We start from the raw sequence: 15404 nt of genomic DNA, 5'->3' as shown, positions 1-15404 counted from the left end.
AGGGGGCACACATGCGAGTCATTCTCAACATCATCTGGTTGATCTTCGGCGGACTATGGCTGGCTATCGGCTACTTCGCAGCGGGCATCATCTGCTGCATCCTCATCATCACGATCCCGTTCGGTATCGCGTCCTTCCGCATCGGCGTCTACGCCCTGTGGCCGTTCGGCAAGACGATCGTCGACAAACCGACATCGGGGGTCGCGGCGGTTGTCGGCAACGTCATCTGGCTCATCGTTGCCGGCATCTGGCTGGCCATCGCGCATGTGGTGTCGGCCATTGCGATGGCGATCACGATCATCGGCATTCCACTCGCCATCGCGAACCTCAAAATGGTTCCCATCTCACTCATGCCGCTCGGCAAGGACATCGTCGACTCCTGACACTCCAGCACCATTCCCGGATGGGTGTGACTTCCATCACATAACGACCGGGTAACGGATGCGCAACGCCCAGGGGTTCACTCGACGGCAACGCCGCTAGCTGCACATTCGGCCGATGACGAAAACTGTGTTGGGCCGCACACCCGGACGACCCGAAAAACCAAGAGTTACCAAATAGTGACACTCCGCGGGAATTTCAGTACCGTCGTCCACGGCTGAGAAACTTCGGCTGAATCCGGACCCGCAGCGCCAAACCTCGTCCCGCGGGAACGGACCCCCACAAGAACACCCAGGGGACGAGGACGGGGGACCCACACGTCCTCTCGGATAACCGGAAATTCACTACCTCGGCAGAGAATTTCCTTGGGGTGAAGCCCACGCACTTCCACTTGGAAGCGCTGGGCCGGGCTACCTCTCAGCCCGAACCCGACAGCTGACCTCGCAGGCGCCAGTGGAGAGGATTTCAACTCGTATGAGCGGACGTCATCGCAAGCCGACCACCACCGGCCGGACCGTAGCCAAGGTCGCCGTCACCGGCGCCATCATGGGCACAGCAGGCATGGCCTTCACCGGCACCGCCAGTGCAGCCCCCGATTCCGATTGGGACCGCCTCGCACAGTGCGAAGCAGGCGGTAACTGGGGCATCAACACCGGAAACGGATTCCAGGGTGGCCTGCAGTTCTCCCCGAGCACCTGGAGTTCACATGGCGGCGGGCAGTACGCCGCCACCGCGAACCAGGCCAGCCGCGAAGAGCAGATTGTCGTTGCCGAGAAGGTTCTCGCCTCGCAGGGTTGGGGCGCATGGCCCTCCTGCTCGTCGAGCCTGGGCCTGAGCAGTTCGCCCACCGAGCGCAGCGCGCCTGCATCCCCACAGTCCGCTCCCGAGGCACCCAAGCTCCCCGACCTCACGAGCATCCCCACGATCGACGGCAGCGCCGAGGTAATCGACGGCATCACCAGCGCCGTTCAGACCGTCACGAACGATCCGGCGATCTCTTCGTTCATTCAGAACGCGACACAGGGCATCCAACTCGACCCGCAGGTCGTCAATTTCTACCAGGCAAACAAGGCATTCCTGCCTCAGTAGAAACTCCACACCATCGAAAAGGGCCCCCGATTACTCGGGGGCCCTTTTCGTGGTTCGGATCTAACGGTTGATGACGGTCACTGGATGGGCGTACAGCAGTTGGTCCACGGGCAACGGAAACTCGGTTTCCTCGCCGAACGGCGACAAGCTTCCCGAGCGCGAGGACGCCAATTCACTGACCGCATGGTCACCGCGAGCGGTTTCCGGCCAGCCTGGATCTACGTAGGGCTTCTTCGACTTGTTCACCATGGGACCATTTTGACACCTGCGCTGCACCCAAAGCCAGTCCAGGTCTCTAATCTGGTAGTCGATGACCGATACTGCAGTGCCTCCAGACCTCGCAGCGTGGCTTTCTTCACGGACCGATAACGAGCTCGTCAGCATCCTCACGCTGCGACCCGACCTCACCGTGCCACCGCCGACGACCATCGGCGTACTCGCAGGACGGGCCGAACAGCGTGCCTCGATCCTGCGCTGCGCTGACGCACTCGACACGTTGGCGCTGACGATTCTGGAGATCCTTGCGCTCGAGGGTGCCCACGAAATACCGGTCGAACGCGAGCGACTGGATACTGCCGTCGGCAAGCGAGCCACCACCAAGGCCGTTGACAAAGCCCTCGGATTTCTGCGAGAACGAGCACTCGTCTGGGGAACGGGCTCGATTCGGATGCCGCCTGCGGCGCGGGATGCGGTTCCGTGGCGAATAGGACGAATACTCGACCCGACCGACGACCTCACCCCCGAGCGGATCACCGACGCGCTCGCTCGAATCGGCGACGGTGAACGCACCCTGCTCATGACACTGGCCCGGTCATCACCGACAGGGCGCACCCGGGATGCTGCACCGGGCACGTCCGAGGACCGTCCCGTTCAGAAGCTACTGCGCGCCGGGCTGCTGATCTGGCTAGACGAACAGACGGTCGAACTCCCCCAGCAGGTCGGCCAGGCCCTACGCGGCGAGCCGGTTTTCGATCCGACGTCGCTGACGCCGCCGAAACGTGCCAGCACCAAATACCCCCTCACCGACGTCAATGCTGCCGCAGCGGGTGAGGCCCTGGAACTTGTTCGGCATTGCGCGCTGATCATCGAAGCGCTGTCGATCACGCCTGCCCCGGCGCTCAAAGCCGGTGGCTTGGGCGTACGTGAAGTCAAGCGCATCACCAAGGCAACCGGGCTCGACGAACACCGCGTCAGCGTGCTGTTGGAAGTGCTGGCAGCTGCATCGCTCATCACCAGCGGAACCCCCGACCCGCTGCCACCCAACGATTCGGGCGAGGACTACTGGGGTCCGACCCCAGCCGTCGAACCGTGGACCACCGCAACTCCGGCAGCCCGATGGCACACCCTCGCGGCGGCATGGCTGGATGTACAGCGTGCGCCCTGGCTGATCGGGATGCGCGATCCCAACGACAAACCGGTGGCCGCGTTGTCCGAAGAGGTGCGCTCACCTGCAGCTCCACGCGACCGTCGAACGATTCTCGAGTTCCTCGCCGAACTCGGCCCTGGCAATGCCATCGCCGAAGGCGAGGTCTCGCGTGGCCTCGCCTGGCGTCGACCACGTGCGATGTCGCGATACGCGCTCCGGCCGGTATCGAAGATGATCGGCGAGGCGACGGCGATGGGCATCGTCGCCCGCGGAGCGCTGTCGACGCCGGGTAAGGCGCTCCTGCACGGCGGCGACGCCGAGGCCGCAATGCGTGCTGCGCTACCCGAACCGATCGATTACGTCCTGATTCAGGCCGACCTCACCCTCGTCGCGCCCGGTCCCCTCGAGCCCGAACTCGAGCATCGGATCGAACTCGTCGCCGATGTCGAATCCGCCGGGGCTGCGACGGTCTATCGGATCACCGAGAACTCCCTTCGCCGGGCGCTCGACGTCGGTATGAGTGCGGCCGAGCTGCACGCATTGTTCGCCGCGCACTCCCGTACGCCGGTCCCCCAGGGATTGACGTACCTGATCGACGACGTCGCCCGCCGTCACGGCAGACTACGTGCGGGGGTCGCCGCGTCGTTCGTCCGATGTGAAGATCCGGCCCTGCTTGCCGAGGTCCTTACCTCTGCTGCTGCCGAACAGCTCGCGCTACGCGCACTCGCACCGACGGTCGCGATCTCCCAGGCGCCGCTCAACGAAGTCATGAGGGCGCTCGACGCGGCAGGTTTCGCACCTGCCGGCGAGGATGCCAACGGCATCATCCTCGATCTGCGCTCACGCGGCGCCCGGATTCCGCTGCACAAAGTTCGCTCTGGCTTCAGGCAGCCTGCCATCGCCACCGACGAGCAGCTCACCCGGCTCGTCTCGGAACTGCGCGCCGGCGATCGTGCATCTCGCGCGGGTGGGCGCCCGGTCCTTGCCGACGGGACGCGCGCCACCGGATCGGCGACGATGGCATTGCTCCACACTGCACTGAAGGCTCGGCGCAGTGTGTCGATCGGTTATGTCGACGCGCAAGGGGTCGCGTCGCAACGCATCGTAGATCCGGTCAACGTCGGGGGCGGCCAGCTCGACGCGTATGTGTCGGCAACCGGTGAGGTCCGCCGGTTCACCTTGCACCGCATCACCTCGGTCGCACTGATCGACTAGACGCCGAGCGCGGAGCATCACATGGCGCCGAGGGCGCTATATCAGGACAATGGAGAAGTTGCGCACTTTCTTCCATGCAACGCGAAGTTCTCTAGGAGGAACTGTGACCGACGGCCCCCTGATCGTCCAGTCCGACAAAACCCTGTTGCTCGAGGTCGATCACGAGCTCGCAGGTGCCGCTCGCGCCGCCATTGCTCCGTTCGCCGAACTCGAACGCGCCCCCGAACATATTCACACGTATCGGATCACTCCGCTTGCTCTGTGGAACGCGCGGGCCGCGGGCCACGATGCCGAACAGGTCGTCGACGCGCTCGTCAACTTCTCGCGTTACGCCGTTCCGCAGCCTTTGCTCGTAGACATCGTCGACACGATGGCGCGTTACGGCCGGTTGCAGTTGGTGAAGAGTCCGGTCCACGGTCTTTCACTGATCAGCCTGGATCGCGCCGTGTTGACCGAGGTCATGCGGCACAAGAAGATCGCTCCGATGCTCGGTGCGATGGTGGACGAGGACACCGTTCTCGTCCATCCGAGCGAGCGTGGCCACCTCAAACAGCTGTTGCTGAAGATCGGCTGGCCCGCGGAGGACTTGGCCGGTTATGTCGACGGCGAGGCTCATCCCATCGAACTCGACACCGAGGGCGGTAAGTGGACGCTGCGCGATTATCAGGCGATGGCTGCCGATTCGTTCTGGGCCGGCGGCTCCGGCGTCGTAGTACTTCCGTGTGGTGCGGGTAAGACGATGGTGGGCGCCGCCGCGATGGCCAAAGCCAAGGCGACGACGCTCATTCTCGTCACCAATACCGTCGCCGGCCGTCAGTGGAAGCGCGAGCTGATCGCTCGTACTTCGCTCACCGAGGAAGAGATCGGCGAGTACTCCGGCGAGCGCAAAGAGATTCGCCCTGTGACGATCGCCACGTACCAGGTGATCACGCGTCGCACCAAGGGTGAGTACAAGCACCTCGAACTGTTCGATTCCCGTGACTGGGGATTGGTGATCTACGACGAGGTCCACCTGCTACCCGCGCCGGTGTTCCGGATGACGGCGGATCTGCAATCACGTCGCCGTCTCGGGTTGACCGCAACGCTGGTGCGCGAGGACGGCCGCGAGGGCGACGTCTTCTCGCTCATCGGGCCGAAGAGGTACGACGCCCCGTGGAAGGACATCGAAGCGCAAGGGTGGATCGCACCCGCCGAGTGCATCGAGGTCAGGGTGACGTTGACCGACGCCGAGCGGATGGCGTACGCGGTTGCCGAGCCCGAGGAACGGTACAAACTCTGTTCGACGGCCCACACCAAGGTGGCGGTCGTGAAGTCGATCCTCGCCAGGCACGAAGGTGCGCCGACCCTGGTGATCGGCGCCTACCTGGATCAGTTGAACGAGCTCGGTGAGGCGCTGAACGCGCCGGTGATCCAAGGTTCGACGAAGAACAAGGAACGCGAGGTGCTGTTCGACGCCTTCCGAAAGGGTGAGATCCCGACCCTCGTGGTGAGCAAGGTCGCGAACTTCTCCATCGATCTACCGGAAGCATCTGTGGCAGTTCAGGTTTCCGGAACTTTCGGCTCCCGCCAGGAGGAAGCGCAGCGACTCGGACGTCTGCTGCGCCCGAAGCACGACGGAGGCCAGGCGCACTTCTACTCCGTCGTCTCACGGGACACACTCGACGCCGAATACGCCGCACACCGGCAACGGTTCCTGGCCGAGCAGGGCTATGCGTACCGAATCACCGACGCAGACGACTTGCTCGGTCCTGCCATCTGATATTCGTGCTACTAATGAGCATGTGCGCCGTTTCCAGTTCCCTGTCGATGTAGCCCATGCCGCGTCGGTGAACGAGACGATGGCAGATGTTCGCAGGCTCAGAGTGTCTGCGATCGTCACGGCCGTCGTGTTGATTGCCGTCGCCGCATGGTTCTTCTGGATGGCTCATCCGTGGTCGTACATCCTGGGTGCGGTGTTTCTCATCGCCGCCGCGACCTCGCTGTGGGTCACGGTATGGGCACCTCGCAAGGTGGGCGCAGTCGAGGACCTCTACGCGAAGGGTCAGCTGATCCCGGCCGTCATCGCCGAGACCCGTCCGCGTGGGGTCACCATCCTCGCGCTGCTGGACATCGCGAAGCCCGACGCCCAGGCACCGCACTATGTGCTCGTGACCAGGAGTATTCGTGCTCTTCCCGGACACGAATTGGTCGAAGGGGAACTGGTTCCGTCGATCGCGGTGCTTGCCGACCGGACCACGAACACCACCGGTGACACCTGGCAGATGGTCTCCCCCATGCCCATTGCCTGGGGAACCACCGACGCGTCCGTCATCGAGCGAGCCACGGCGGAGATCACCGAACCCGAGTGGTCCCTGCTGCTTGCGAACATCGGCCTGTCCGAGAAAGTGCGTGCGGCCGAAAATCAGCAGCTATTGGTCGATCCACACGACCTGCCCGAGGACCTTCGGTAAGTCCGGCTCAGGCGAGCGCTGGGATGACTTCGCGCTCGAACAGTTCGATCCCGGAGCGATCGTAGGCAGCTTCGGGGAAGTAGAAGATGCCGTAGGACAGCCCCTTCGACTTCAGCGCCGTCAGGTTCTCGACTATCTGTTCGGGGGGTTCCGACGGCGGGTACGTTGCGGAAATCGTCGAGAGCGGCTGCCGCTTTGTCTGGGCCGACATGTTTTCCGAGCCGATCTTCGAGTTGCGTCAACCGATCCGCCACCTCCTTCTCGGTGGAACCGATAGCGACGTTGTAGTTCGCCGAGCGGACGATCGAGTCGAAGTCGCGGCCCAACGACGTGCAATGGCTTTCGAGCACTTCGGACTTGTGCGAGAACGCCTCCAAGCCGCCGTCGAAGTTCGTGCAATCGGCGTACTTCGCCGCGATCTTCAGGGTTACCTTTTCACCGCCGCCCGCGATCCATATCGGAATTCCACCGCTCTGCAACGGTTTCGGCCACACCCGTGCGCCGTCGACCTGGTAGTACTTGCCATCCAGCGTCGCCGCTCCGGTGGTCCAGGCCTGCCGAAGAATCTGAACGCCCTCGTCGAGACGGCCCAAACGTTCACGAGGCGGCGGGAATCCGTAACCGTATGCGCGCCATTCCTGCTCGTACCAACCGGCACCGATTCCCATCTCGACGCGCCCTCCCGAGATCAGATCGACGGTGGCGGCGACCTTGGCCAGGTACGCAGGGTTGCGATAAGCCATCGCAGTGCACATCTGGCCGAGCCGGATACGTGAGGTCGACGCAGCGATCGCGGACATGAGCGTCCACGCTTCGTGCGTGGCTTCTTCGGTGGGTTCGGGGACGGTATGGAAGTGGTCGTACACCCACAGCGATTCCCATGGTCCGGCGTCGGCTGCCGTAGCCAGATCGCGCATGACCCTCCACTGTGCGGAGGGTTCGATGCCGACCAGATCCAGTCGCCAGCCTTGAGGGATGAACAGTCCGAATCGCATGCAATCGAGACTACCGTCGGCAGGTAGGGGGGTTCTTACCTCTTGGACGAGGCGCACCTACCGAATGTGACACCAGCTACGCTGCATGAATGTCCGCGGAGCACCGAAGCCGAACTGTCGAGCGTCTACGCCCCTTCGCGTCGACGATCTTCGCGGAGATGACAGCTCTCGCGGTGGCGAGCGACGCGGTCAATCTGGGTCAAGGCTTTCCCGACACCGACGGGCCGGCGTCCATGCTCGCGGCCGCGCAGGACGCTATTGCCGGCGGCCTGAATCAATATGCGCCAGGGTCGGGTATGCCGGTCCTGCGCGAGGCCATTGTCGCCGATCGCTCTCGCCGCTACGGCATCGACTACGACCCGTCCTGCGAGGTTCTCGTCACCGTCGGTGCCACCGAAGGAATCGCCGCGACGATACTCGGGCTCGTCGAACCCGGCGAAGAGGTCTTGCTGATAGAACCCTTCTACGACTCGTATGCTGCCGCGATCGCGTTGGCCGGCGCCCACCGGTCCACGGTCCCTCTCGTCGCCGACGGAACCGGTTTCGCCGTGGACCTCGATGCGCTCGAACGTGCGATCGGGGTGAACACCAGACTTCTCGTGGTCAATTCCCCGCACAATCCGACGGGAATGGTGTTGACGCGTGACGAGCTCGTCCGGATCGCCGAGATAGCGTGCGAGCACGACTTGCTCGTCCTCACCGACGAGGTATACGAACGCCTGGTCTTCGAGAATTCCGAGCATGTACCGATTGCAACCTTGCCCGGCATGTTCGAGCGGACCGTCACCGTCTCCAGTGCCGCAAAGACCTTCAATGCAACGGGTTGGAAGACCGGCTGGGCACTGGGCCCAGCCGAACTCATCGATGCCGTGCGCTCGGCCAAGCAGTTTTTGACGTTCGTCGGAGGAACCCCGTTCCAGCCTGCAGTAGCGCACGCGCTCACCTATGAAGGTCCCTGGGTGGACCAACTCCGAGACTCACTGCACGCCAAACGGAACGTACTCTCCGCCGCGCTGACCAAAGCTGGTCTGGAGGTGAGGTCCAGTAACGGAACGTATTTCGTCTGTGCCGACGTGGCACCACTCGGTGAAACCGACGCCCTGAAATTCTGTCGCACGCTTCCCGCGAGAATCGGGGTGGCGGCCGTCCCCGTCACCGCGTTCGTCGATCATGCCGAGCCGTGGAAAACTTTGGTGCGCTTCGCCTTCTGCAAAAAAGACGACGTGCTCGCCGAAGCGTCCGACAGACTGCTGAGACTCTGACAACCATCATGACCGCCAGAACCATCCCCGTCGCTTTCGTCGTCAATGCCACTGCTCTCGCGGCGAGCAGCGGCGTCGATCTGTCGTATCCACTGTCGATCGCGGGAATCGGACCGGAAACGTTGAAGGATCCGCGCGCACGACTCACCGCCGAACAGGTCACGCTGTTCACTCAGTCCGCATGGCAGATCACCGGTGACGAGCTGTTCGGATTGGCGTCGACGCCCATGCGGCGCGGCAGTTTTCGCGTCATCTGCCAGACCCTCATACACAGTCCCGACCTCGCGTCGGCGTTGAACCGGATGACGGAAACCACGCGAGTGCTCTCGGGACTTCCAACGATGACGATCACTCGCGGTGAGAGCACAACGCGACTGACGATGCCGCCGGTGGACAACACACATCTGCCGGAGCAGGCCAGGGAGCGGGCCGGCCAATTGCTGACCGACTTTCGAATGTTGCTGGTACATCGCTTCGCCGCGTGGCTCATCGGTGGTCGGGTGAAGCTGCACTCGGTCGAACTGCCCTACGACATGGCCGACGCGGAAACCGCCAAGCTCTACGATCGAATGTTCGGCACCCGAGTGGCATTCGGTGCATCGGTAGCAGTCCTCGAGTTCGACAATGCCGCGATGCGAGCGCCGATCGTACAAACCGAGGCGAGCCTGACCGACTACCTGCGCGAATCACCGAACTTGTTGTTCACTGCGCGCGACTACGACAGCACCGCATCGTCACAAGTGCGACGAGCACTCGAACTGGGACTTCAGGGCCGCAGTCCAGGTACCGACGAGATCGCCGCCAAGCTGACTGTCAGTACCGCGCACCTTCGCCGACTGTTGCGGCAGGAGGGCACGTCGGTGAACCAGATCCGCGAAGAAGTACTACGCGACGCCGCCATCTCCGGGCTGAGTCGCGGAGATTCGGTCGACGACCTTTCTCACCAGCTCGGATTCTCGGAGCCGTCCGCCTTCCGAAGGGCGTTCAAGCGGTGGACCGGACAGACACCGGGCGCGTATCGGTGAAGTACCTCTAAGAGAGACAGAACTCGTTGCCCTCCGGGTCGGCCATCGTGATCCACGTACTCGGGCCGAGCTGACCGCGATAGAGGATCGATGCTCCTGTGTCGACGAGGCTTTCTGCCACCGCTTCGCGGTCGTCTCCGATCCTCAGATCGAAATGTAGCCGGTTCTTCACTGTTTTCGACTCCGGAACCCACTGAAAGAGCACGCGCGGCGCCGAGGGTCGGTCGGAATCGACGATTGCGGCGCCGATCTTCCAGACGAGCCGACCGTCGAAGAGGAGTGTGTCGTCCTCGCTCGCGTGACCGGCGTCCACCATTTCTCGGATGAATTTCTCGTCCTGCTCCTCGACCTGCCAGTCGAGGGCCGCAGCCCACCATGCGGCCTGCTCATGGGGGTTGTCGCTGTCTATCGTGACCTGAATTTCGTATCCCATGCGCACACGATAGGACAAGACTGCGACAAATTCGGCGGATCGATCGTTGGAACGTACGTTCGAATGACGCTACGATAGCGACCATGAGCGTGGAACTGCAGGGGTCGCTGTTCACCGACGGTGACGAGGACTTCGGTCCACTCGGATCCACGGTTACGCGACGCACTCTCACGAACGGCGCATGGATCGATGTACGCCCCGGATGGGCGAGCACCATGGACTTGTTCGATCGACTCGTCACCGACGTCGACTGGCGAGCCGAGCGCCGCCAGATGTACGACCGCGTGGTCCACGTGCCGCGCTTGGTGCGCTTCTACTCCGAACTCGAGAGCTGGCCCGAGGCACGGTTGCTCGAGGCCAAGTCGACACTCGATGCGCACTATCGGGCCGAACTGGGCGAGCCCTTCGCCACTGCCGGATTGTGTTATTACCGGGACGGATCCGACAGCGTCGCCTGGCACGGAGACAACCTCGGCCGCAGCGCCACCGAGGACACGATGGTTGCCATCGTGTCACTCGGTGCCACCCGACAACTGATGTTGCGGCCGCGTGGCGGCGGCGCATCGTTGAAGTTCACACTCGGCCACGGCGATCTGATCGTCATGGGCGGTTCGTGCCAACGCACGTGGGAGCACGCCGTACCCAAGAGCACACGTGCCACCGGCCCTCGCGTCAGCGTGCAGTTCCGCCCGCGCGGCGTTCGCTGACCGTGGCCGCGAGTGCGTCGAGTTGTGCCGCAGTGGTGTCCCAATCCAGGCATGCGTCGGTGATCGACTGACCGTAGGTCAATTCGTTCGAATGGCCGAGAGTCAGATCCTGCCGTCCAGCTTCGATGAAGCTCTCCAACATGAGACCGACGATCCCCTGCTCGCCTGCTGCTAGCCGTGCCGACACGTCCGTCACGACATCGACCTGCTTGTTGTGGTCTTTTCGGCTGTTGCCGTGGCTCGCGTCGATCACCACTCGCTCGGGAAGATTCGACTTCCGGAGTCGCGCGATGGTGTCGGCGACAGTCTCCGCGTCGTAGTTCGGACCGTCGGTGCCGCCGCGAAGGATCACATGACAGTCGGGATTCCCGACGGTTCTGATCAACGCGGAATGACCGTCGAGATCAGTTCCGGGGAAGACATGACTCGACGCCGCCGCCCGCGTTCCGTCGACCGCGACCTGAACATCCCCCTCGGTCGAGTTCTTGATTCCGACGGGCATCGACAACGCGCTGCACAGTTGACGGTGCACCTGGCTGGCTGCGGTTCGTGCGCCGATGGCACCGTAGCTGACCAGGTCCGCAATGTACTGAGGGGTGATGGGGTCGAGGAATTCACATCCGACCGGAAGGCCGAGACTCGAGATGTCGACGAGCAGCTGGCGGCCCACACGGAGGCCTTCGTTGATGTCGAAACTGCCGTCGAGATGCGGGTCGTTGATCAGGCCCTTCCAGCCGAGAGTGGTCCGCGGCTTTTCGAAGTACACGCGCATGACGATGTGCAGGCGGTCGTCGAGTTCGGCGGCCTTCGTGGCCAATCTCCGGGCGTAGTCCATCGCCGCGGTGGTGTCGTGCACCGAGCACGGTCCGACGACGACGATCAGCCGGTCGTCACGTCCGTCGAGGATGTCGACGACGCCGTCGCGACCGCGTCGTACCACGGCTGCCACTGCATCGTCTGCCGCATGCTCACGCCGAACGGTCCGCGGCGACAGAAGCGGACTGATACTGATCGTCCGTCGATCGTCCAGAGCAGAATCGTGCAGAGCTGGGTCGATGGTGTTGATGTCGGTGGTGTTGGTGTCGATGGTCATGAAAAAGATCCTGTTCCCAGACCGACTCGTTCACGGTGAATCCACGCGCACTTCGAGCCGGTCCGATTCCGGCTCGTGGGGTGGGGTGTCAGCGCATGGTGTCGCTGGCTGACCCACCCGGGGCCGGCCTGCTAAACCAAAAATACGTGCGCGTCATGATGCCGAGAGTAGCAGCCCTTTCTCCGGAGGCTGCCGAGCGCCTATGCTCATGCATGCAGTCGGTTCGCCCGCGGCCAAGAGGAGCCCCGAAGTCCGCAACGGCGACGCAAGAGGGAACCCGGTGAGAATCCGGGATTGTCCCGCAGCGGTATGCAGGAACGACCGCCGTCTATCAAGCACTGGAGAAGCCTCTCTGGGAAGCGACGGCCACTAGGAGCTTTTCTCGAGCTTTACTCGAAGAATCGCGCGCCTGCGAGTCCGAATACCTGCCTTCTGTGCTGCGCACGCCGTGCGTAGCGGTTCACCGCCCCGTGGAGTGGGCGAGTAGACCTGAAGTCTCGTCTTGGGCTCAGGCGTACTCGCGCGCACGGTGGTGTTCCACCCATCACGCCATGTATCTGGAGACACACGAAGTGACATTCGAATTCACCGCGACGGTTCTCGGTTCACCCCGAATCGGCCCGAAGCGCGAACTGAAGAAGGCTGTCGAGTCCTACTGGGCCGCAAAGATCGATGCCGCCGCGCTCGGCGCTGTCGCCAAGCACCTACGCGAGAACGACTGGCTTTCGCTGAAGGCCGCGGGGCTCGACTCCGTACCGATCAACACGTTCTCGTACTACGACCAGGTGCTCGACACCGCGGTCCTCCTCGGCGCCCTGCCCGAACGGGTAAGCGACATCGAGGACGATCTCGACCGGTATTTCGCCGCCGCGCGTGGTAACGACACCGTGCAGCCCCTGGAAATGACCAAGTGGTTCGACACCAACTATCACTACCTCGTGCCCGAGATCTCCCCGAGCACAACATTCACGCTCCACCCCGAGAAGATTCTCAGCGAACTGAACGAGGCTCGCGCACTGGACATTCCGGCCCGTCCGGTGATCGTCGGTCCGGTCACATTCTTGCTCCTCTCGAAATCTGTCGGCGGTGATGCTCCGCTGCTGGACCGTCTCGACGAAATCCTCCCGCTGTACGCGGATCTGTTGACACAGCTGTCCGACGCAGGTGCCGAATGGGTGCAGATCGACGAGCCTGCTCTCGTGGCGGATCGAACCGAAGCCGAACTCGCCGCCGCCGGACGCGCCTACGACTACCTCAGCGCCGTCGAGGGGAGGCCGGCGATACTGCTGGCGTCGTACTTCGGGTACCTCGGTGACGCGTTGCCCGTACTCGCCTCGACCGGTATCGAGGGATTGTCGGTCGATCTCACGGCCCCGGGAACCGTCGAGCAGGTCGCTGCGGTACCCGCTCTGGCGAGCAAGCTTCTCGTGGCAGGAATCGTCGACGGCCGCAATGTCTGGCGGACCGATCTGGACCGAGCTCTGGCCACGCTGGCGAGCCTGTTGGGCAGCGCCGGTGCGCTCGCCGTGTCGAGTTCCTGCTCGCTACTTCATGTTCCGTACACGCTCGACGCCGAGACGCAGATCGTGGATCCACTGCGGTCGTGGCTGGCGTTCGGCGCAGAAAAGGTCGAGGAGGTGACCGTGCTCGCGCGTGCACTTCGAGAGGGAACCGACTCTGTTGCAACCGAACTCGCTGCGGCACGCGTCGCTGCGGAATCCCGTCGCACCGACCCCCGAGTGCACGACAATGCGGTTCGCACGCGACTAGAGGGTGGTGTGGGAGTCGATCGCAGCCCCGCTGCCGACCGTCGGGTGGCCCAAGCTGCTCGACTCGACCTCCCGTCGCTTCCCACTACGACCATCGGTTCGTACCCGCAGACAACCCAGATCCGTATCGCCAGGGCCGAATTGCGCAAGGGCGAGATCGACGACGCCGAGTACGGGCGTCGCATGCAAGCGGAGATCGCCGATGTCATTGCACTGCAGGAGAAGTTGGGCCTCGATGTTCTCGTACACGGCGAGCCGGAGCGCAACGACATGGTGCAATACTTCGCGGAACAGTTGCACGGCTTCGCGGCCACAGCCAATGGTTGGGTTCAGTCCTACGGTTCGCGTTGCGTGCGTCCGCCCATCCTGTTCGGTGATGTGAGCCGGGCGGGCGCGATGACCGTCGACTGGATCGCCTTTGCCCAGTCACTGACGGACAAGCCGGTCAAGGGCATGCTGACCGGCCCTGTGACGATCCTCGCGTGGTCGTTCGTTCGCGACGATCAACCGCTGGCCGACACCGCAGATCAGGTCGCACTGGCCATCCGCGACGAAACCGTCGACCTGCAATCGACGGGGATTGCGATCGTCCAGGTGGACGAACCCGCACTACGCGAACTGCTCCCGTTGCGCGCAAAGGACAAGAATGCCTACCTGGACTGGGCTGTACGAGCATTCAAGCTGTCGACGTCAGGGGTAGCGGATTCCACGCAGATCCATACGCACCTGTGCTACTCGGAGTTCGGCGAGGTGATCGATGCGATCGTCGCACTCGATGCCGATGTGACGTCGATCGAGGCTGCTCGCTCCCACATGGAAGTCCTCGACGATCTCAACGACGTCGGATTCGATCTCGGCGTAGGTCCAGGGGTGTACGACATCCATTCACCGCGGGTTCCGAGCGTCGAGGAGATCACCGCCTCCTTGCAGGCCGCATTGAAGGCCGTTCCGGCAGGGCGCCTGTGGGTCAATCCGGATTGCGGGCTCAAGACCAGAGGTAACGCCGAGGTCGAAGCCTCGCTGCGCAATCTAGTAGAGGCCGCTGCTCTGGCTCGGTAGTTTCGAACCCTGACTGCACACTGTCTGGCTCGATCGGCGGAATCCCGTCGAAACGGCGAGATAGTGTGCAGTCAGCCCAGATAGGTTGCGAACAACTTAAACGTGCGCTACCTTTGTGCACGTGACCAACGAACTCGCACTCGATCGCCAGGTGTGCTTTGCGTTGTACTCGGCATCGCGAGCGACCACTGCCGCCTATCGCCCGATCCTCGACAAACTCGGGATCACCTACCCGCAGTACCTCGTGCTCCTGGTGCTGTGGGAAAAGGACGGGCGCGGCGTCCGTGACATCTGCACCGCACTCGATCTCGAAACCGGGACATTGTCCCCGCTGCTCAAACGGCTCGAAGGCCTCGGTTTCATCGAACGTCGGCGTCTCACGTCCGACGAGCGACGAGTCGAGATCCACCTGACGGAAGCGGGCAGCGCGCTGCGCAGCGAGGCCGCCGGCATACCGATGCAGCTCGCCGCGCAGACGGGCATGAGCGTCGAAGAACTCACCAACCTCAAGAACGTGCTGGCCGCACTGGCCGAAGCACTCCACCAAGAAAAGGGATGAC

At 63.2% G+C, this 15404-nt stretch carries 13 protein-coding genes, 1 pseudogene and 2 riboswitches; of the genes and pseudogenes, 10 read left to right on the top strand and 4 right to left on the bottom strand.

Annotation, left to right across the window (positions count from 1 at the left end):
- Positions 1–11 precede the first annotated feature (11 nt).
- Both BJD99_RS13890 and BJD99_RS13885 read left to right on the top strand, forming a co-directional pair.
- Positions 12–383 carry a YccF domain-containing protein gene (locus BJD99_RS13890; RefSeq protein WP_084347545.1) on the top strand — a complete coding sequence of 124 codons (372 nt, stop codon included), beginning with the start codon at positions 12–14 and terminating at the stop codon, positions 381–383.
- Positions 384–620: 237 nt separating this feature from the next.
- Positions 621–847, top strand: a riboswitch (cyclic di-AMP (ydaO/yuaA leader).
- A gap of 8 nt (positions 848–855) precedes the next feature.
- Positions 856–1470, top strand: coding sequence for a transglycosylase family protein (locus BJD99_RS13885; RefSeq protein ID WP_084347543.1), 615 nt, complete (start codon positions 856–858; stop codon positions 1468–1470).
- Between the two features lie 60 nt (positions 1471–1530).
- Here the strand turns inward: BJD99_RS13885 and BJD99_RS13880 are convergent, their stop codons facing one another.
- The gene (locus BJD99_RS13880; RefSeq protein WP_084347541.1) at positions 1531–1719 is read right to left on the bottom strand and encodes a hypothetical protein; all 189 of its coding nucleotides are present in this window, start codon (positions 1717–1719) and stop codon (positions 1531–1533) included.
- Positions 1720–1780: 61 nt separating this feature from the next.
- Between BJD99_RS13880 and BJD99_RS13875 the strand changes: the two genes are divergently transcribed.
- From BJD99_RS13875 to BJD99_RS13865, 3 genes are all read left to right on the top strand, one after another.
- Positions 1781–4051 carry a helicase-associated domain-containing protein gene (locus BJD99_RS13875; RefSeq protein WP_084347539.1) on the top strand — a complete coding sequence of 757 codons (2271 nt, stop codon included), beginning with the start codon at positions 1781–1783 and terminating at the stop codon, positions 4049–4051.
- 103 nt (positions 4052–4154) lie between these two features.
- On the top strand, positions 4155–5810 hold the full coding sequence (locus BJD99_RS13870) for a DNA repair helicase XPB (protein ID WP_084348044.1): 1656 nt from the start codon (positions 4155–4157) through the stop codon (positions 5808–5810).
- Positions 5811–5832: 22 nt separating this feature from the next.
- Positions 5833–6501: a DUF3239 domain-containing protein gene (locus BJD99_RS13865; protein ID WP_179142340.1), complete on the top strand. Its 669-nt coding sequence runs from the start codon at positions 5833–5835 to the stop codon at positions 6499–6501.
- A 7-nt stretch (positions 6502–6508) separates the two neighbouring features.
- On the opposite strand, the pseudogene BJD99_RS13860 reads toward BJD99_RS13865, so the two are convergent.
- Positions 6509–7496, bottom strand: a pseudogene (locus BJD99_RS13860) (LLM class F420-dependent oxidoreductase).
- Between the two features lie 89 nt (positions 7497–7585).
- Here BJD99_RS13860 and BJD99_RS13855 point away from each other — a divergent pair.
- Both BJD99_RS13855 and BJD99_RS13850 read left to right on the top strand, forming a co-directional pair.
- Complete coding sequence (locus BJD99_RS13855) at positions 7586–8758, top strand: pyridoxal phosphate-dependent aminotransferase (RefSeq protein WP_084347535.1); 1173 nt, start codon at positions 7586–7588, stop codon at positions 8756–8758.
- Positions 8759–8766: 8 nt separating this feature from the next.
- Positions 8767–9783, top strand: a complete 1017-nt coding sequence (locus BJD99_RS13850) for an AraC family transcriptional regulator (RefSeq protein ID WP_084347534.1) — start codon at positions 8767–8769, stop codon at positions 9781–9783.
- A 7-nt stretch (positions 9784–9790) separates the two neighbouring features.
- Here BJD99_RS13850 and BJD99_RS13845 read toward each other — a convergent pair whose 3' ends face one another.
- A complete protein-coding gene (locus BJD99_RS13845; RefSeq protein WP_084348043.1) occupies positions 9791–10216 on the bottom strand; it encodes a VOC family protein in 426 nt (141 codons plus the stop codon).
- 83 nt (positions 10217–10299) lie between these two features.
- On the opposite strand from BJD99_RS13845, the gene BJD99_RS13840 reads away from it, so the two are divergent.
- Positions 10300–10923: an alpha-ketoglutarate-dependent dioxygenase AlkB gene (locus BJD99_RS13840; RefSeq protein WP_084347532.1), complete on the top strand. Its 624-nt coding sequence runs from the start codon at positions 10300–10302 to the stop codon at positions 10921–10923.
- On the opposite strand, the gene BJD99_RS13835 is transcribed toward BJD99_RS13840, so the two are convergent.
- Positions 10889–12016, bottom strand: a complete 1128-nt coding sequence (locus BJD99_RS13835; protein WP_084347530.1) for a 3-deoxy-7-phosphoheptulonate synthase — start codon at positions 12014–12016, stop codon at positions 10889–10891. The two genes, BJD99_RS13840 and BJD99_RS13835, sit on opposite strands and share 35 nt — an antisense overlap.
- Positions 12017–12248: 232 nt before the next feature.
- Positions 12249–12464, top strand: a riboswitch (cobalamin riboswitch).
- A gap of 124 nt (positions 12465–12588) precedes the next feature.
- Here BJD99_RS13835 and metE point away from each other — a divergent pair.
- The gene (gene metE / locus BJD99_RS13830; protein ID WP_143542186.1) at positions 12589–14844 is read left to right on the top strand and encodes a 5-methyltetrahydropteroyltriglutamate--homocysteine S-methyltransferase; all 2256 of its coding nucleotides are present in this window, start codon (positions 12589–12591) and stop codon (positions 14842–14844) included.
- A gap of 121 nt (positions 14845–14965) precedes the next feature.
- Complete coding sequence (locus tag BJD99_RS13825; RefSeq protein ID WP_084348042.1) at positions 14966–15403, top strand: MarR family winged helix-turn-helix transcriptional regulator; 438 nt, start codon at positions 14966–14968, stop codon at positions 15401–15403.
- Position 15404: the final 1 nt, after the last annotated feature.

The organism is Rhodococcus sp. 1163, assembly GCF_002091985.1.
Taxonomy (GTDB): Bacteria; Actinomycetota; Actinomycetes; order Mycobacteriales; family Mycobacteriaceae; genus Rhodococcoides.
This window is presented reverse-complemented; position numbering and strand designations above follow the sequence as displayed.

Bases quoted from the DNA above. Each gene is read 5' to 3' on its own strand.
- BJD99_RS13880 (WP_084347541.1), bottom strand. From the start codon at position 1,719: ATGGTGAACAAGTCGAAGAAGCCCTACGTAGATCCAGGCTGGCCGGAA.
- BJD99_RS13850 (WP_084347534.1), top strand. From the start codon at position 8,767: ATGACCGCCAGAACCATCCCCGTCGCTTTCGTCGTCAATGCCACTGCT.
- BJD99_RS13890 (WP_084347545.1), top strand. From the start codon at position 12: ATGCGAGTCATTCTCAACATCATCTGGTTGATCTTCGGCGGACTATGG.
- BJD99_RS13840 (WP_084347532.1), top strand. From the start codon at position 10,300: ATGAGCGTGGAACTGCAGGGGTCGCTGTTCACCGACGGTGACGAGGAC.
- BJD99_RS13855 (WP_084347535.1), top strand. From the start codon at position 7,586: ATGTCCGCGGAGCACCGAAGCCGAACTGTCGAGCGTCTACGCCCCTTC.
- BJD99_RS13835 (WP_084347530.1), bottom strand. From the start codon at position 12,016: ATGACCATCGACACCAACACCACCGACATCAACACCATCGACCCAGCT.
- BJD99_RS13845 (WP_084348043.1), bottom strand. From the start codon at position 10,216: ATGGGATACGAAATTCAGGTCACGATAGACAGCGACAACCCCCATGAG.
- BJD99_RS13885 (WP_084347543.1), top strand. From the start codon at position 856: ATGAGCGGACGTCATCGCAAGCCGACCACCACCGGCCGGACCGTAGCC.
- BJD99_RS13875 (WP_084347539.1), top strand. From the start codon at position 1,781: ATGACCGATACTGCAGTGCCTCCAGACCTCGCAGCGTGGCTTTCTTCA.